The following is a 16,391-nucleotide window of genomic DNA, read 5'->3' as shown; positions in this document are numbered from 1 at the left end:
GAATGTGTATAAAGTAAACCATAAGAAATATTTTGGGTTTAGTCTGCTTTTAAATCCATATGGCTGGATTTTTGTTAAGCCGTTTAACGGAGTTCCAGGGGCAGGAACAAAGGATATTCAGGAGAAAATGTGCGCTATATCCGACAGTTATGCTGTGTAAGCTTACTCTGCTTTAGCGGAGCTGCCGTCGCCGCGAACGTCCGTCTACAGGTCGAAGGGTTATCGGGGCAGCTAGAAAAGAACGTTCGTGCGCAGCTTTCTACGATTGAAAGTGATGAAGTTACGCCAGATCGGCGCTTTCGCGCACGTGTTGATGATGCCATCCGCGAAGGTCTGAAGGCGCTGGGCTATTACCAGCCGACCATTGAATTTGATCTCCGACCACCGCCAAAGAAGGGGCGGCAGGTGTTGATCGCCAAAGTCACGCCCGGCGTGCCGGTGTTGATTGGCGGCACTGATGTGGTTTTGCGCGGCGGTGCGCGGACTGATAAAGACTATTTGAAGTTGCTCGATACCCGCCCGGCTATAGGCACGGTGCTGAATCAGGGCGACTACGAAAATTTCAAAAAGTCCTTAACCAGCATCGCGTTGCGTAAAGGCTATTTCGATAGCGAATTTACCAAAGCACAGTTGGGTATCGCACTTGGCTTGCATAAAGCCTACTGGGATATTGATTACAACAGTGGCGAACGCTACCGCTTTGGGCATGTGACCTTCGAAGGTTCACAGATCCGCGATGAGTACCTGCAAAATCTGGTGCCGTTTAAAGAGGGCGATGAGTACGAATCTAAAGATCTGGCGGAACTGAACCGCCGTCTCTCCGCTACTGGTTGGTTTAACTCGGTGGTGGTTGCACCGCAGTTTGATAAAGCGCGAGAAACTAAAGTATTGCCACTGACTGGCGTCGTTTCGCCGCGCACGGAAAACACCATTGAAACCGGGGTCGGGTACTCAACGGACGTTGGCCCACGAGTTAAAGCCTCGTGGAAAAAGCCGTGGATGAACTCTTACGGTCACAGCCTGACCACCAGCACAAGTATCTCTGCACCGGAACAGACTCTCGATTTTAGTTATAAAATGCCGCTGCTTAAGAACCCACTGGAACAATACTATCTGGTACAGGGTGGTTTTAAGCGTACTGATCTGAATGATACCGAATCCGATTCCACCACCCTGGTTGCTTCCCGTTACTGGGATCTTTCCAGTGGCTGGCAGCGTGCCATTAACCTGCGCTGGAGTCTCGACCACTTTACTCAGGGTGAAATCACTAACACCACGATGCTGTTTTATCCTGGGGTCATGATTAGCCGGACGCGATCACGCGGCGGCCTGATGCCGACCTGGGGCGACTCGCAGCGTTACTCTATCGACTACTCCAACACCGCCTGGGGATCGGATGTCGATTTCTCCGTATTCCAGGCGCAGAACGTCTGGATCCGCACACTTTACGATCGCCATCGCTTTGTCACTCGCGGCACGCTGGGCTGGATTGAAACCGGTGACTTCGACAAAGTACCGCCGGATTTACGTTTCTTCGCCGGGGGCGACCGCAGTATTCGCGGCTATAAATACAAATCGATCGCTCCGAAATACGCCAATGGTGACTTGAAAGGGGCATCAAAGCTAATTACCGGATCGCTGGAGTATCAGTACAACGTGACCGGAAAATGGTGGGGCGCGGTGTTTGTCGATAGCGGCGAAGCGGTAAGCGATATTCGCCGCAGTGACTTTAAAACCGGCACCGGGGTTGGCGTGCGTTGGGAATCGCCGGTCGGGCCGATCAAGCTCGATTTCGCCGTTCCGGTCGCTGACAAAGACGAGCATGGTTTACAGTTTTACATCGGTCTGGGGCCAGAATTATGAGTTTATGGAAAAAAATCAGCCTCGGCGTAGTCATCGTTATTTTACTGTTGCTGGGATCAGTGGCGTTTCTGGTGGGCACCACCAGCGGCCTGCATCTGGTATTTAAAGCGGCAGACCGTTGGGTGCCAGGGCTGGATATTGGCAAGGTCACCGGTGGCTGGCGCGACCTTACCTTGTCTGACGTTCGTTATGAGCAGCCAGGCGTGGCGGTAAAAGCGGGCAATCTGCATCTGGCGGTCGGGCTGGAGTGCCTGTGGGACAGCAGTGTTTGTATTAACGATTTGGCACTGAAGGATATTCAGGTCAACATCGACAGTAAAAAAATGCCCCCTTCAGAGCAAGCGGAGGAAGAGGAAGATAGCGGGCCGCTGGATCTCTCTACGCCATATCCCATCACCCTGACGCGGGTAGCGCTGGATAACGTCAACATTAAGATTGATGACACTACGGTGTCGGTGATGGACTTCACCTCCGGTCTGAACTGGCAAGAGAAAACCCTGACCCTGAAACCGACATCGCTGAAAGGGCTGTTGATTGCCCTGCCGAAAGTGGCAGAAGTGGCGCAGGAAGAAGTTGTCGAACCGAAGATTGAAAATCCGCAGCCGGATGAAAAACCGCTGGGCGAAACGCTGAAAGATCTCTTTTCTCGCCCGGTATTACCGGAGATGACCGACGTACATTTGCCGCTCAACCTGAACATTGAAGAGTTTAAGGGTGAGCAACTGCGCGTGACGGGCGACACGGACATCACCGTGCACACCATGCTGCTGAAAGTCAGTAGCATCGATGGCAATACCAAACTGGACGCACTTGATATCGACTCTAATCAGGGGAGCGTTAATGCCAGTGGCACGGCGCAACTGTCCAATAACTGGCCGGTAGATATCACCCTCAATAGCACACTGAACGTGGAGCCACTAAAAGGCGAAAAAGTGAAGCTGAAAGTGGGTGGTGCGCTGCGCGAACAACTGGAGATTGGCGTTAATCTTTCCGGTCCGGTGGATATGGATCTGCGCGCCCAGACGCGGCTGGCAGAAGTCGGATTGCCGCTCAACGTGGAAGTAAACAGCAAACAGCTTTACTGGCCGTTTACTGGCGAGAAGCAGTATCAGGCGGATGATCTGAAACTGAAACTCACCGGAAAAATGACTGATTACACGCTCTCTATGCACATGGCGGTGAAGGGGCATGAGATCCCGCCAGCGACCATTACCCTCGATGCAAAGGGCAATGAACAGCAGGTTAATCTCGACAAACTTACCGTCGCAGCGCTGGAAGGGAAAACCGAGTTGAAAGCGTTACTCGACTGGCAGCAGGCGATTAGCTGGCGTGGTGAGTTAACGCTTAACGGCATTAACACTGCGAAAGAGTTCCCGGAGTGGCCGTCAAAACTCAATGGTTTGATCAAAACCCGAGGCAGCCTGTACGGCGGCACCTGGCAGATGGACGTACCAGAGTTGAAGCTGACCGGCAATGTTAAACAGAACAAAGTGAACGTTGACGGAACGCTGAAAGGCAACAGTTATATGCAGTGGACGATCCCAGGTCTGCATCTGGAACTGGGGCCAAACAGTGCCGAAGTGAAAGGCGAGTTGGGGGTAAAAGATCTCAATCTTGATGCCACCATCAACGCGCCGGGGCTGGATAATGCGCTACCAGGACTGGGTGGTACAGCGAAAGGGTTGGTGAAAGTACGCGGTACTGTGGAAGCGCCACAACTACTGGCAGATATTACCGCGCGCGGTTTGCGTTGGCAGGAACTCTCCGTAGCGCAGGTTCGTGTGGAAGGCGATATCAAATCCACCGATCAGATTGCGGGTAAACTCGACGTGCGCGTTGAGCAAATCTCGCAACCGGATGTGAATATCAACCTCGTCACTCTGAACGCGAAAGGCAGCGAAAAGCAGCACGAGTTACAACTGCGGATTCAGGGCGAGCCGGTTTCCGGGCAGCTCAATCTGGCAGGGAGTTTTGATCGCAAAGAAGAACGTTGGAAGGGAACACTTAGCAATACGCGCTTCCAGACGCCGGTCGGCCCGTGGTCGCTGACGCGTGATATCGCACTGGACTACCGCAATCAGGAGCAAAAAATCAGCATCGGGCCACACTGCTGGCTTAACCCGAATGCGGAACTGTGCGTGCCGCAAACCATTGATGCCGGGGCTGAAGGGCGTGCGGTGGTGAATCTCAACCGTTTCGACCTGGCAATGCTGAAGCCGTTTATGCCGGAAACCACTCAGGCCAGCGGTATCTTTACAGGTAAAGCGGATGTCGCCTGGGATACCACCAAAGAAGGGCTGCCGCAGGGCAGTGTTACTCTTTCCGGGCGTAACGTGCAGGTGACGCAAACCGTCAACGATGCGGCGCTGCCAGTAGCGTTTCAGACGCTGAACCTGACGGCGGAGTTGCGTAATAACCGTGCCGAGCTGGGCTGGACAATCCGTCTGACTAATAACGGTCAGTTTGATGGTCAGGTGCAGGTAACCGATCCTCAAGGGCGGCGTAACCTCGGCGGCAACGTGAATATCCGTAACTTCAACCTCGCGATGGTAAACCCCATCTTTACGCGTGGTGAAAAAGCGGCGGGTATGGTGAGCGCCAACTTACGTCTGGGCGGTGATGTGCAGAGCCCGCAGTTGTTTGGTCAGCTCCAGGTCACTGGTGTGGATATCGATGGCAACTTTATGCCGTTTGATATGCAGCCGAGCCAGCTTGCGGTCAACTTTAACGGTATGCGCTCGACGCTGGCGGGCACTGTGCGAACCCAGCAGGGGGAAATTTACCTGAACGGTGATGCTGACTGGAGTCAGATTGAAAACTGGCGTGCGCGGGTGACGGCAAAAGGCAGTAAGGTGCGGATCACCGTACCGCCGATGGTGCGCATGGATGTGTCGCCAGATGTCGTATTCGAAGCCACACCAAGCCTGTTTACCCTCGATGGCCGCGTGGATGTACCGTGGGCGCGCATTGTGGTGCACGATCTACCGGAAAGTGCGGTGGGCGTCTCCAGCGATGTGGTAATGCTCAACGATAACCTGCAACCGGAGGAGGCGAAAACGGCATCGATTCCGATCAACAGCAACCTGATTGTTCACGTTGGCAACAATGTGCGCATTGATGCCTTCGGCCTGAAAGCGCGACTGACGGGCGATCTCAATGTCGTACAGGACAAACAAGGTCTGGGTCTGAACGGGCAGATCAACATTCCGGAAGGTCGCTTCCATGCCTATGGTCAGGATCTGATTGTGCGTAAAGGTGAACTGCTGTTCTCTGGCCCGCCGGATCAACCGTATCTCAATATCGAAGCGATTCGTAACCCGGATGCAACAGAAGACGACGTGATCGCCGGTGTTCGTGTCACCGGGCTGGCGGATGAGCCGAAAGCGGAGATCTTCTCTGACCCGGCGATGTCACAACAGGCGGCATTGTCCTACTTGTTACGCGGACAAGGGCTGGAGAGCGATCAGAGTGACAGCGCGGCGATGACCTCGATGCTGATTGGTCTGGGGGTTGCACAAAGTGGTCAGATTGTGGGTAAAATCGGTGAGACATTTGGCGTAAGTAATTTAGCGCTCGACACCGAGGGGGTAGGCGATTCCTCCCAGGTGGTGGTCAGCGGCTATGTATTACCAGGCCTACAAGTGAAATACGGCGTGGGGATATTTGACTCTATAGCAACACTCACGTTACGTTATCGCCTGATGCCGAAGCTATATCTGGAAGCCGTGTCTGGTGTAGACCAGGCACTGGATTTGCTCTATCAGTTCGAGTTTTAGCTATGCGAATATTTGTCTACGGCAGTTTACGCCACAAACAAGGCAACAGCCACTGGATGACCAATGCCCAGTTGCTGGGCGATTTCAGTATCGATAACTACCAGTTGTATAGCCTGGGCCACTATCCAGGCGCAGTTCCGGGGAACGGAACGGTACACGGTGAAGTTTATCGTATTGACAACGCCACGCTGGCCGAACTTGATGCCTTGCGCACCAGGGGCGGTGAATACGCGCGCCAGTTGATTCAGACGCCGTACGGGAGTGCATGGATGTACGTATATCAACGACCCGTCGATGGATTAAAGCTGATTGCAAGCGGCGACTGGTTAGACAGGGATAAGCCATAATTAAACACGCCACCTTCGGGTGGCGTTGTTTTTGCGAGACGACACGCATTCTGTTTTGTAACTTTCCCGCCTGTTTCTTTTCCTTCCGAGTCGCTTTCTATATCTGTTAACGCATAAAAAACGCTGCTGGTGTTCATTAATGCGCAGGGGTAAAACATCTCGCAATTTAAATGGTGAGAATGAGCAGGAGCGGCTTATTTCCAGCAAGCGGCTCTGAACAGGCAAGATGCGTTCTCAAAAGCAAATGTTATACGTCAATTTAAACGATTAGAGGCATCCTGTTTATGCATCAAGTCCAGTTATCCTCACCAGATGGACTGTGAGCCATAGCAGTTCGTTACCTCTGAGGGTGATACCGAGTTGAACCTTGATATAATCGCGGATCAGTAGCGTACACTGCCAGGCTTCTGGATACTCTTTAATCACTTGCACTAGCAGGAAACTGTCCCGCGAGCTATCCAGTTCTCCCTCCTGTAAACGCTGAAGGAAAAACTGCATATGGATAAGAAAACGTGAGTAATTAATCGATTCAGTGTCGATCTCCTGCTTAAAGTGGTACTGCACGAGATTAAAAATATCCTTCAACATTTTCACTGACTGCATGGTTTGCGCTACGTCGTCGCCTTCGCTCTGACCATTCACAAGATGAAAAGCGATATTCCCGGCTTCCTCTTCCGGTAGTTCAATACCGTACTGCTGGCGAATAATGGTTACAGCCTCGCTGGCGATGTGGAACTGTTGTGGATAAAACCGCCTGACCTCCGGTAGTAGGCGGTTTTGAATGGTGATCCCTTTGCGGCTGCGCTCGATGGCAAAAGCCAGGTGATCGGCAAGGGTAAAGAAAATCTGCTCACGAACTTTGCTCGAAAGCTGCATGTTGGCACGGGAAATAATCATCGCAGCCATTTCGATGACTTCATCCGGTATAGCGGAAAGTGCCTCAAGATAGCCGCTGCGTTCGTCAAGCGTCTGGGTTACAAATAGCTTCTCTATCTGCTCCGGGGCGATCTCGTCCCCGGGTCTGCTGTTGAAGCCAATACCTTTCCCCATGACGATAACTTCCCTGTTATCGTCATCAAGGGAGAGCACCAGGCTATTATTGAGCACCTTCTGAACAATCATCTCTGAGACTCGTTGTGGTTACCGTTTTGCGCGATGACATCCTTATACCACCAGAAACTGCGTTTGCGGATCCTTTGCAAACTCTTCAGATCATCCTCGCCGCGATCGACATAAATAAAACCGTAGCGCTTAGCGTATCCCTGGTGAGTGCTTACCACATCAATTGCTGCCCATGGGCAGTAGCCCATCAGCTCGACGCCGTCAGCAATTGCCAGACGCATTTGCTCAATGTGCGCTTCAAGGAAAGCGATACGGTAATCGTCATTCACCGTCCCATCATGCTCCAGCTTATCCGGTGCGCCCATACCGTTTTCGCTGATCAGAATCGGCAGGCCGTAGCGCTCGCACACTTTACGCAGCGTCAGGCGCAATCCCACCGGATCAACGACCCAGCCGTAAGGCGTTTTGCCGACCCACGGATTTTCCGCTGGCCGATAAACGCCCTCTTCGCCCAGCATAATTTGTTGATCGCCCGCGCGGGGGGCAACATCGGCACCATCGCCCCGGCTGGCAGCAATCGTCGCGGTTGAGTAGTAGTTAATGGCGATAAAATCCGGCCGCCCCTGCTGTAAAATCAGCGCATCTTCTGGCTGCATTTCCGGCGCGAGGCCGCGATCCTGCAAATACGCCCACGCCAGGGCGTTGTAGCGACCATGTACCGCTACATCTAAAAAACTCCAGCAGCGCAGCGTTTCCCAGTTATGCGCGGCAATAGCGTCTTCCGGTTTGCAACTTTCGGCGTACATCGAAGTGGTGTTTATCGCCGGGCCGATGCGCAGCCCAGGGAATTCGCGGTGGCACAGGGCGAAGATCTGCGCCTGAGCCAGCATCATATGATGATTCTGCTGGTACAGCGCCTTCTTATCCGGCAGTTCACGATTGGCGGGTACGCCAATCGCGCCGGGATGCAGGATCATGGTGTTCTGTTCGTTAATCGTCAGCCATAGCGGGACTTTATCGGCAAACTCGCTGAACAGCAGACGGGCGTAACGAACAAACGCCTCCCCGGTTTTGCGGTTCAGCCAGCCGCCTTTCAACTCCAGAGCCCAGGGCAAGTCGAAATGATACAACGTGACGATGGGGGTTATTCCGTGGCGTGTCAGGGCGTCGATCAGGCGGTGATAAAAGGCTAACCCGTCCGGATTCACCGGGCCATCACCGTCAGGTATCACCCGCGACCAGGCCACCGAAAAGCGGTAGGCCTTCAGCCCCATCTGCGCCATCAGCGCTACGTCTTCCTCCACGCGATGATAGTGATCGCTGGCAATGCGGAAGTCAGCCGTTCCCGGCGGATGGCTGAGCATGTCGACTACCGACGGTCCTTTACCGTCTTCATTCCACGCGCCCTCAACCTGATAGGCCGAAGTGGACGCGCCCCACAGAAAACCGTCCGGGAACTGCGTTTTCTTTTGATAAATCATACCTGCACCTCCTTAGCGGATTGCACCATCAGTTGTTCGCCGTAATCGACCTGCGCGGCGGTGGTAAGGCGCAGGGAGTGCTGCTCGTCGCCATTGACCACAATCACCGGGGTAATCAGGTCATACCCGGCCTGTTCGATGGCGGGGATATCAAAGCGGATTAGCTCCTGTCCGACCTCCACCTTGTCGCCTACTTTCAGCGATGAGCTAAAGTGCTGGCCGTTAAGATTAACGGTATCGATACCGATATGGATCAGCAGCTCAAGTCCGCTTTCACTTTGTAAACCAACGGCGTGGCAGGAAGGTAGAAACATCATTACAGTACCGTTAAACGGCGCACGCAGAACCCCTTCCTGTGGTTGGATCGCCACGCCTTCTCCCAGCAGGCCACCGGAAAAGACATCATCATTCACTTCGTTCAGCGCCATCACCTGACCGCGCAGCGGGCTGAGTACTTCAATCTCACCCTCAATTTTCGGGCTAACGACAGGCTGCGGAGCCTCGCTGACCTCTTCTTGCTCTTCAGGCGTATCTTTAAAGGCGATAAACCAGGTTAGGGCAAAGGTTACTGCGATAGAAATCGCACAGGTCACTAGCGCATGGACGATATTCATCGGGTTTTCACCGATAAACGCCGGCAGCGCCGCAAGTCCTGGGGAGACAAACGCATAGCGCACCAGACCGCTCACACCAGCATAAATCCCGGCGCAGCCGCCACCGATCATCGCGGCAATCAGTACCCGGCGGAACTTGAGTAATACCCCGTACAGTGCCGGTTCGGTGATCCCCAGCAGCGCGGTAAAGCCCGATGATGAGGCCAACTGGCGCAGGTTGTTATTTTTGGTTTTCAGCGCCACGCACAGCGTCGCCGCGCCCATTGCCACGTTTGACGCCAGCATTCCCGGCCCGTTGATCATCTCAAAACCGTTTTTACTCAACTGACCGGTAGCGATTGGCGTCATCGCCCAGGCGGTGCCGGTAATAATCAGGAAGGGTTGCAGAGCGCCCATCAGCATCGGAATTAACCAACTGGCGTGGCGATCAATAGCGCCCGCGCCAGCCGCCACCAGATCGTTAAGCAAAATACCCGCAGGGCCGACGAGCACCAGCGCCAGTGGCGCGGTGATCAACAGGATCAGCATCGGCTTAACAAAGAACTTAATGATCGACGGCGAAACCTTCTCCGCGAAGCGCTCCACCCACGACATCAGCCAGACCGTCAGAATAATCGGCAGCACTGACCCGGCGTAATCGGAAAGCAGGACGTTGATACCGACAAAATCAACCGCTTTCCCCGCTGCCAGCATCTGGCCGATGCCCGGATGCAGCAGTACGCCCGCGAGGGTCATCGCCAGAATCGGGTTACATTCAAATTTCAGCGATGCCCCGTAGGCCAGCAGCACTGGTAGGAAGAAGAAGGCCGCGTCGGCAATAATGTTGAGTAGCTGATAGGTTGAACTGGTTTCGCTAATCACGCCCGTTAGTTTGAGGATAGCCAGCAGCGCCTTGATCATCCCGGCGCCGGTAATGGCCGGGATCACTGGGGTGAAGGTGGTCGAAATCACGCTGATAATGCGTGCGATGATACCGGTGGGTTTGGCGTTTTTGCCACCGCTTGAGGGGCCTTTCTTCTCCGGCAGCGCCTTATTGAGCAGGCGATAAACCTGCTGCACCTCATTGCCGATAACAATCTGGAACTGACCGCCTTTCTCCACCACGCTTATCACGCCGGGGATAGCGCCAATCTGCGTATCGTTAACCTTTGCGCGATCGTTAAACTCCATGCGCAAGCGGGTCGCGCAGTGGGTGAGCATTCGGATATTCTCCGCACCACCCACCGAGTGGAGGATTTTGTCTGCTGTTTCGTTATAGTTCATAGTGTTCCCTGGGTTGAGGCAAAAAAAAAGACCAAAATAGAAATGCTCCCCTTGGCGGGAGAGCATTTCTATTTTGGTCTTGCCTGCTTTCGCAGTAGCACGCCATCATAGAAATGGGTTATTTCGACAGATTATCTAAGTGATGTTGTTGTCTTTCAATCGGTATAGAGAAAAAACGTGATCTGCATTGAATGAAATTATGACGGTTTCAGGTGAACCTCTATGTTTTACCCAAACACGTGTCTACCATTCATGTGATAAGAAGGGCTTTGTGCCTTACCAACACCGGGTTCGGTTGTTTTTTGCAAGACAAAACAGGTGTCAATATAAAATAAAAACCCTTACTAACCGAAGCCCGGTGTTCAGGGTTATTACGATATACTCGTCATGCTGCAAGTTGCATGTACTGTGTCTGCGTTCGCTCACCCCAGTCACTTACTTATGTAGGTGCCCGGGAATTCACTCGCTTGTCGCCTTCCTGCAACTTGAATTATTTAGAGTATACAAGAAATTATTTATTCTTTGCGCGCTCGAAGGAAGCAACGATTTCAGCTTTAGCGGCTTCAGCGTTTTCCCAACCTTCAACTTTCACCCACTTGCCTTTTTCGAGGTCTTTGTAGTGCTCGAAGAAGTGAGCGATCTGCGCTTTCAGCAGTTCCGGCAGATCGTTAACGTCTTTGATGTGATCGTATTCTTTGCTCAGCTTGCTGTGCGGAACCGCAATCAGTTTTGCATCTTCACCGGCTTCGTCGGTCATTTTCAGAACGCCAACCGGACGGCAACGGATCACAGAACCCGGCTGCAGCGGGTACGGAGTCGGGACCAGTACGTCAACCGGATCACCATCCAGAGACAGAGTGTGGTTGATGTAACCGTAGTTGCATGGATAGAACATTGCGGTGGACATGAAGCGGTCAACGAACAGTGCGCCGCTTTCTTTGTCGATTTCGTATTTGATCGGATCTGCGTTAGCCGGGATCTCAATAACAACGTAGATGTCTTCCGGCAGATCTTTACCCGCAGGGACGTTGAGTAAGCTCATGTCTGTTTCCTTTAAAATATGTGGCAAACAAGTGCCGAGTATTATAGCCAACTCGCGCCGAATGTCTTCGCTTGTTTTCGTCCTCTTTTTCCTTTTTCGCCAGCTTTAAGACGGTTTACAGAGCAGGAAAATCCATAACCGTAGCCGCATTTTTCATAGCGAGATGAAAGCGATTACAAACTTGTGATTAACGATGTATTTACTTTTTTGAAGTGTGAAGTAACGCAATCTGTTACATGACCGATTGTCTATAGTTTTTTCGCGAACATCTTTTAAACAATAATAATCACCCCGACGAGGACAACCCTATGTGGAAACGCTTACTTGTAGTCTCTGCGGTCTCAGCAGCCATGTCGTCTATGGCATTGGCCGCTCCCTTAACCGTAGGATTTTCGCAGGTCGGATCGGAGTCCGGCTGGCGTGCCGCAGAAACCAACGTGGCGAAAAGTGAGGCAGAAAAGCGCAGTATCACGCTAAAAATTGCCGATGGTCAGCAAAAGCAGGAAAACCAGATTAAAGCGGTACGTTCCTTCGTCGCACAAGGTGTGGATGCGATCTTTATCGCTCCGGTGGTGGCGACGGGCTGGGAACCAGTATTAAAAGAGGCGAAAGATGCCGAAATTCCGGTCTTTTTGCTCGACCGTTCCATCGATGTGAAAGACAAATCTCTCTATATGACGACCGTTACTGCTGACAACATTCTGGAAGGCAAGTTGATTGGTGACTGGCTGGTGAAAGAGGTCAACGGTAAACCGTGTAACGTGGTTGAGTTACAAGGCACCGTTGGGGCGAGCGTTGCCATCGACCGTAAGAAAGGTTTTGCCGAAGCTATTAAGAATGCGCCAAATATCAAAATTATCCGCTCGCAATCCGGTGATTTCACCCGTAGTAAAGGCAAAGAAGTTATGGAGAGCTTTATCAAAGCGGAAAACAACGGCAAAAATATCTGCATGGTTTACGCCCATAACGACGACATGGTAATAGGCGCGATTCAGGCGATTAAAGAAGCGGGTCTGAAGCCGGGCAAAGATATTCTGACAGGCTCTATCGACGGCGTGCCGGATATCTACAAAGCGATGATTGATGGTGAAGCGAATGCCAGTGTTGAACTGACGCCAAACATGGCAGGCCCAGCTTTCGACGCGCTGGAGAAATACAAGAAAGACGGCACCATGCCTGAAAAGCTGACGCTGACTAAGTCCACCCTTTATCTGCCTGATACTGCAAAAGAAGAGTTAGAGAAGAAGAAAAATATGGGGTATTGAGGCCTACAAACCGATGCCGACTGGTAGGTCGGATAAGGCGTTCACGCCGCATCCGGCATTTGTGCGCAGATGCCTGATGCGACGCTGGTGCGTCTTATCAGGCCTACCAGGAGCCCGCTTTACACTGGGAGAGCTATGACTACCGACCAACACCAGGAAATCCTCCGTACCGAAGGATTAAGCAAATTCTTCCCCGGCGTCAAAGCGTTAGATAACGTTGACTTCAGCTTGCGTCGTGGTGAAATTATGGCACTGCTTGGTGAAAACGGGGCAGGAAAATCGACGCTGATTAAAGCATTAACCGGCGTTTACCATGCCGATCGCGGCACAATCTGGCTGGAAGGCCAGGCCATCTCACCGAAAAACACAGCCCATGCACAACAGCTTGGCATCGGCACCGTCTACCAGGAAGTCAACCTGTTACCCAATATGTCGGTTGCCGACAATCTCTTTATCGGCCGTGAGCCCAAACGTTTCGGCTTGCTACGGCGCAAAGAGATGGAAAAGCGCGCAACCGGGTTAATGGCATCCTACGGTTTCTCCCTCGACGTGCGCGAACCGCTCAACCGTTTTTCGGTGGCAATGCAGCAAATCGTCGCCATTTGCCGGGCCATCGATCTCTCCGCCAAAGTGCTGATCCTTGATGAACCCACCGCCAGCCTCGACACCCAGGAAGTGGAACTACTGTTTGGCCTGATGCGCCAGCTTCGAGATCGCGGCGTCAGCCTGATCTTCGTCACTCACTTTCTCGATCAGGTATACCAGGTCAGTGATCGGATCACCGTCTTACGCAACGGCAGCTTTGTTGGCTGTCGGGAAACCCGCGAGCTTCCGCAGATCGAATTGGTGAAAATGATGCTGGGGCGTGAACTCGACACTCATGCGCTACAGCGTGCCGGGCGAACATTGTTGAGCGACAAACCTGTTGCCGAGTTTAACAATTACGGCAAGAAAGGGACGATCGCGCCGTTTGATCTGGAAATTCGTCCCGGCGAGATCGTCGGGTTGGCAGGTTTGCTGGGATCAGGACGTACAGAAACTGCGGAAGTGATCTTCGGTATCAAACCCGCCGACAGCGGCACAGCGTTGATCAAAGGTAAACCGCAAACCCTGCGATCGCCGCATCATGCATCGGTACTGGGTATTGGTTTCTGTCCGGAAGACCGGAAAACCGATGGCATTATTGCTGCCGCTTCGGTACGGGAAAATATCATCCTTGCCTTACAAGCCCAGCGCGGCTGGCTGCGACCGATTTCACGCAAAGAACAGCAGGAAATAGCAGAACGATTTATCCGCCAGCTCGGTATTCGCACCCCTTCTACGGAACAGCCGATAGAGTTCCTCTCTGGCGGTAATCAACAAAAAGTGTTGCTTTCACGCTGGCTGCTGACTCGTCCGCAATTTCTAATTCTCGACGAGCCAACGCGCGGTATTGACGTTGGTGCCCACGCCGAGATCATCCGCCTGATTGAAACGCTGTGCGCCGATGGTCTGGCACTGCTGGTGATCTCCTCGGAACTGGAAGAACTGGTGGGCTATGCCGATCGGGTGATCATCATGCGTGATCGTAAACAAGTGGCAGAGATCCCGCTGGCAGAGCTTTCCGTTCCGGCGATCATGAACGCCATTGCGGCGTAAGGAGAACAGTGTGATGCCTCAATCTCTCCCTGACACCGCGTCGTCGAAAAGGCGTTTTCGCTGGCCGACGGGAATGCCGCAACTGGCAGCGCTGTTGCTGGTGCTGCTGGTCGATAGCCTGGTCGCCCCGCATTTCTGGCAGGTGGTGCTTCAGGATGGGCGTCTGTTCGGGAGTCCCATCGATATCCTTAACCGCGCGGCTCCCGTTGCGCTGCTGGCGATCGGCATGACGCTGGTGATCGCCACTGGCGGCATCGATCTTTCCGTAGGCGCGGTGATGGCTATTGCCGGAGCCACAACGGCCGCGATGACGGTAGCGGGGTATAGCGTGCCGATTGTGCTACTCAGTGCGTTAGGCACCGGCATTCTGGCTGGATTGTGGAATGGCATTCTGGTGGCGATCCTCAAAATTCAACCGTTTGTCGCCACTCTGATCCTGATGGTTGCCGGGCGCGGCGTGGCGCAACTGATCACCTCCGGACAGATCGTTACTTTCAACTCGCCGGATCTCTCCTGGTTCGGCAGCGGATCGCTGTTGTTCCTGCCAACGCCGGTCATTATTGCAGTGCTGACACTTCTTCTGTTTTGGTTGCTGGCTCGCAAAACGGCGCTGGGGATGTTTATTGAAGCTGTTGGCATCAACATTCGGGCAGCGAAAAATGCCGGAGTGAACACGCGGATCATCGTCATGCTCACCTATGTGTTGAGCGGGCTGTGTGCGGCGATTGCGGGCATTATCGTGGCGGCGGATATTCGCGGTGCCGACGCCAATAATGCTGGATTATGGCTGGAACTGGACGCCATTCTTGCGGTGGTGATCGGCGGTGGATCACTGATGGGCGGGCGCTTTAACCTGCTGCTCTCGGTGGTGGGGGCGCTGATTATTCAGGGAATGAATACCGGGATTTTGCTCTCGGGCTTTCCGCCGGAGATGAATCAGGTGGTGAAAGCGGTGGTGGTGCTTTGCGTGCTGATTGTTCAGTCGCAACGCTTTATCAGTCTGATTAAAGGAGTGCGTAGCCGTGATAAAACGTAACTTGCCACTGATGATCACCATCGGCGTCTTTGTGTTGGGCTATCTCTACTGTCTGACGCAGTTTCCCGGTTTTGCCTCCACGCGGGTGATCTGCAATATCCTGACTGATAACGCTTTTCTGGGGATCATCGCTGTCGGCATGACCTTTGTGATCCTCTCCGGTGGGATCGATCTTTCTGTCGGTTCGGTGATCGCTTTTACCGGCGTGTTTCTGGCAAAGGTGATTGGTGACTTCGGCTTTTCGCCACTATTGGCCTTCCCGCTGGTACTGGTGATGGGCTGTGCCTTCGGCGCATTTATGGGGCTTCTGATCGACGCGCTGAAGATCCCGGCATTCATCATTACCCTGGCAGGAATGTTCTTTTTGCGCGGCGTCAGCTATCTCGTTTCGGAAGAGTCGATCCCGATTAACCATCCCATTTATGAAACGCTCTCAAGCCTGGCGTGGAAAATCCCCGGCGGTGGTCGCTTAAGCGCGATGGGGCTGCTGATGCTTGCGGTGGTGGTTATTGGTATTTTCCTCGCACATCGTACCCGTTTTGGTAATCAGGTATATGCCATTGGTGGCAACGCGACTTCGGCAAACCTGATGGGAATTTCTACTCGCAGCACCACTATTCGCATTTATATGCTCTCCACCGGACTGGCGACACTGGCGGGGATTGTCTTCTCTATTTACACCCAGGCCGGATACGCGCTGGCAGGCGTAGGTGTGGAACTGGACGCTATCGCCTCCGTGGTGATTGGCGGTACACTTTTAAGCGGCGGTGTTGGGACAGTATTAGGAACGCTTTTTGGCGTAGCGATTCAGGGACTCATTCAGACTTACATAAACTTTGACGGCACGATGAGTTCATGGTGGACGAAAATCGCCATCGGCATTTTGCTGTTTATTTTCATTGCATTACAGCGTGGGTTAACGGTGCTGTGGGAGAACCGTCAGAGTTCGCCAGTAATAAGAGTGAGTCCGGAAAATACAATAAAAGAGTAAATTTACTGATATA

11 protein-coding genes are annotated in these 16,391 nt (G+C 53.0%); 7 read left to right on the top strand and 4 right to left on the bottom strand.

From position 1 onward, the window contains the following. Positions 1-129: 129 nt before the first annotated feature. The 3 genes from tamA to C0K55_RS08140 are packed head-to-tail and all read left to right on the top strand — an operon-like array spanning position 130 to position 5,986. The gene (tamA, locus tag C0K55_RS08150; RefSeq protein WP_001269290.1) at positions 130-1,863 is read left to right on the top strand and encodes an autotransporter assembly complex protein TamA; all 1,734 of its coding nucleotides are present in this window, start codon (positions 130-132) and stop codon (positions 1,861-1,863) included. After that, a complete protein-coding gene (tamB, locus tag C0K55_RS08145; RefSeq protein ID WP_000060863.1) occupies positions 1,860-5,639 on the top strand; it encodes an autotransporter assembly complex protein TamB in 3,780 nt (1,259 codons plus the stop codon). The genes tamA and tamB overlap by 4 nt, the downstream gene beginning before the upstream one ends. 2 nt (positions 5,640-5,641) lie before the next feature. After that, positions 5,642-5,986: a gamma-glutamylcyclotransferase family protein gene (locus C0K55_RS08140; protein WP_001219159.1), complete on the top strand. Its 345-nt coding sequence runs from the start codon at positions 5,642-5,644 to the stop codon at positions 5,984-5,986. Positions 5,987-6,268: 282 nt separating this feature from the next. Here C0K55_RS08140 and licT read toward each other — a convergent pair whose 3' ends face one another. The 4 genes from licT to ppa all read right to left on the bottom strand — a co-directional run bounded on the left by licT (position 6,269) and on the right by ppa (position 11,448). Further along, positions 6,269-7,108: a BglG family transcription antiterminator LicT gene (licT, locus tag C0K55_RS08130; protein WP_000636962.1), complete on the bottom strand. Its 840-nt coding sequence runs from the start codon at positions 7,106-7,108 to the stop codon at positions 6,269-6,271. Further along, positions 7,105-8,529 carry a glycoside hydrolase family 1 protein gene (locus tag C0K55_RS08125; protein ID WP_000640262.1) on the bottom strand — a complete coding sequence of 475 codons (1,425 nt, stop codon included), beginning with the start codon at positions 8,527-8,529 and terminating at the stop codon, positions 7,105-7,107. Before C0K55_RS08125 ends, licT begins: the two co-directional genes overlap by 4 nt. Beyond that, positions 8,526-10,406: a beta-glucoside-specific PTS transporter subunit IIABC gene (locus C0K55_RS08120; protein ID WP_105266256.1), complete on the bottom strand. Its 1,881-nt coding sequence runs from the start codon at positions 10,404-10,406 to the stop codon at positions 8,526-8,528. The genes C0K55_RS08125 and C0K55_RS08120 overlap by 4 nt, the downstream gene beginning before the upstream one ends. A gap of 511 nt (positions 10,407-10,917) precedes the next feature. After that, positions 10,918-11,448: an inorganic diphosphatase gene (ppa, locus tag C0K55_RS08115; protein WP_000055070.1), complete on the bottom strand. Its 531-nt coding sequence runs from the start codon at positions 11,446-11,448 to the stop codon at positions 10,918-10,920. Between the two features lie 308 nt (positions 11,449-11,756). Here ppa and ytfQ point away from each other — a divergent pair, with 308 nt between their 5' ends. The 4 genes from ytfQ (at position 11,757) to yjfF (ending at position 16,378) form a co-directional block, all read left to right on the top strand. Further along, the gene (ytfQ, locus tag C0K55_RS08105) at positions 11,757-12,713 is read left to right on the top strand and encodes a galactofuranose ABC transporter substrate-binding protein YtfQ (protein WP_105266255.1); all 957 of its coding nucleotides are present in this window, start codon (positions 11,757-11,759) and stop codon (positions 12,711-12,713) included. A 135-nt stretch (positions 12,714-12,848) separates the two neighbouring features. Then, positions 12,849-14,351: a galactofuranose ABC transporter, ATP-binding protein YtfR gene (gene ytfR / locus C0K55_RS08100; protein ID WP_000205820.1), complete on the top strand. Its 1,503-nt coding sequence runs from the start codon at positions 12,849-12,851 to the stop codon at positions 14,349-14,351. Positions 14,352-14,364: 13 nt separating this feature from the next. Next, positions 14,365-15,387, top strand: coding sequence for a galactofuranose ABC transporter, ATP-binding protein YtfT (gene ytfT / locus C0K55_RS08095; protein ID WP_001468307.1), 1,023 nt, complete (start codon positions 14,365-14,367; stop codon positions 15,385-15,387). Beyond that, on the top strand, positions 15,374-16,378 hold the full coding sequence (yjfF, locus tag C0K55_RS08090; RefSeq protein ID WP_000596001.1) for a galactofuranose ABC transporter, permease protein YjfF: 1,005 nt from the start codon (positions 15,374-15,376) through the stop codon (positions 16,376-16,378). Before ytfT ends, yjfF begins: the two co-directional genes overlap by 14 nt. Positions 16,379-16,391 lie beyond the last annotated feature (13 nt).

It is taken from the genome of Escherichia sp. MOD1-EC6098, assembly GCF_002965865.1.
Taxonomy (GTDB): Bacteria; Pseudomonadota; Gammaproteobacteria; order Enterobacterales; family Enterobacteriaceae; genus Escherichia; species Escherichia marmotae.
Note: the sequence above shows the minus strand (reverse complement) of the source record. Positions and strands in the feature narration are given on the sequence as shown.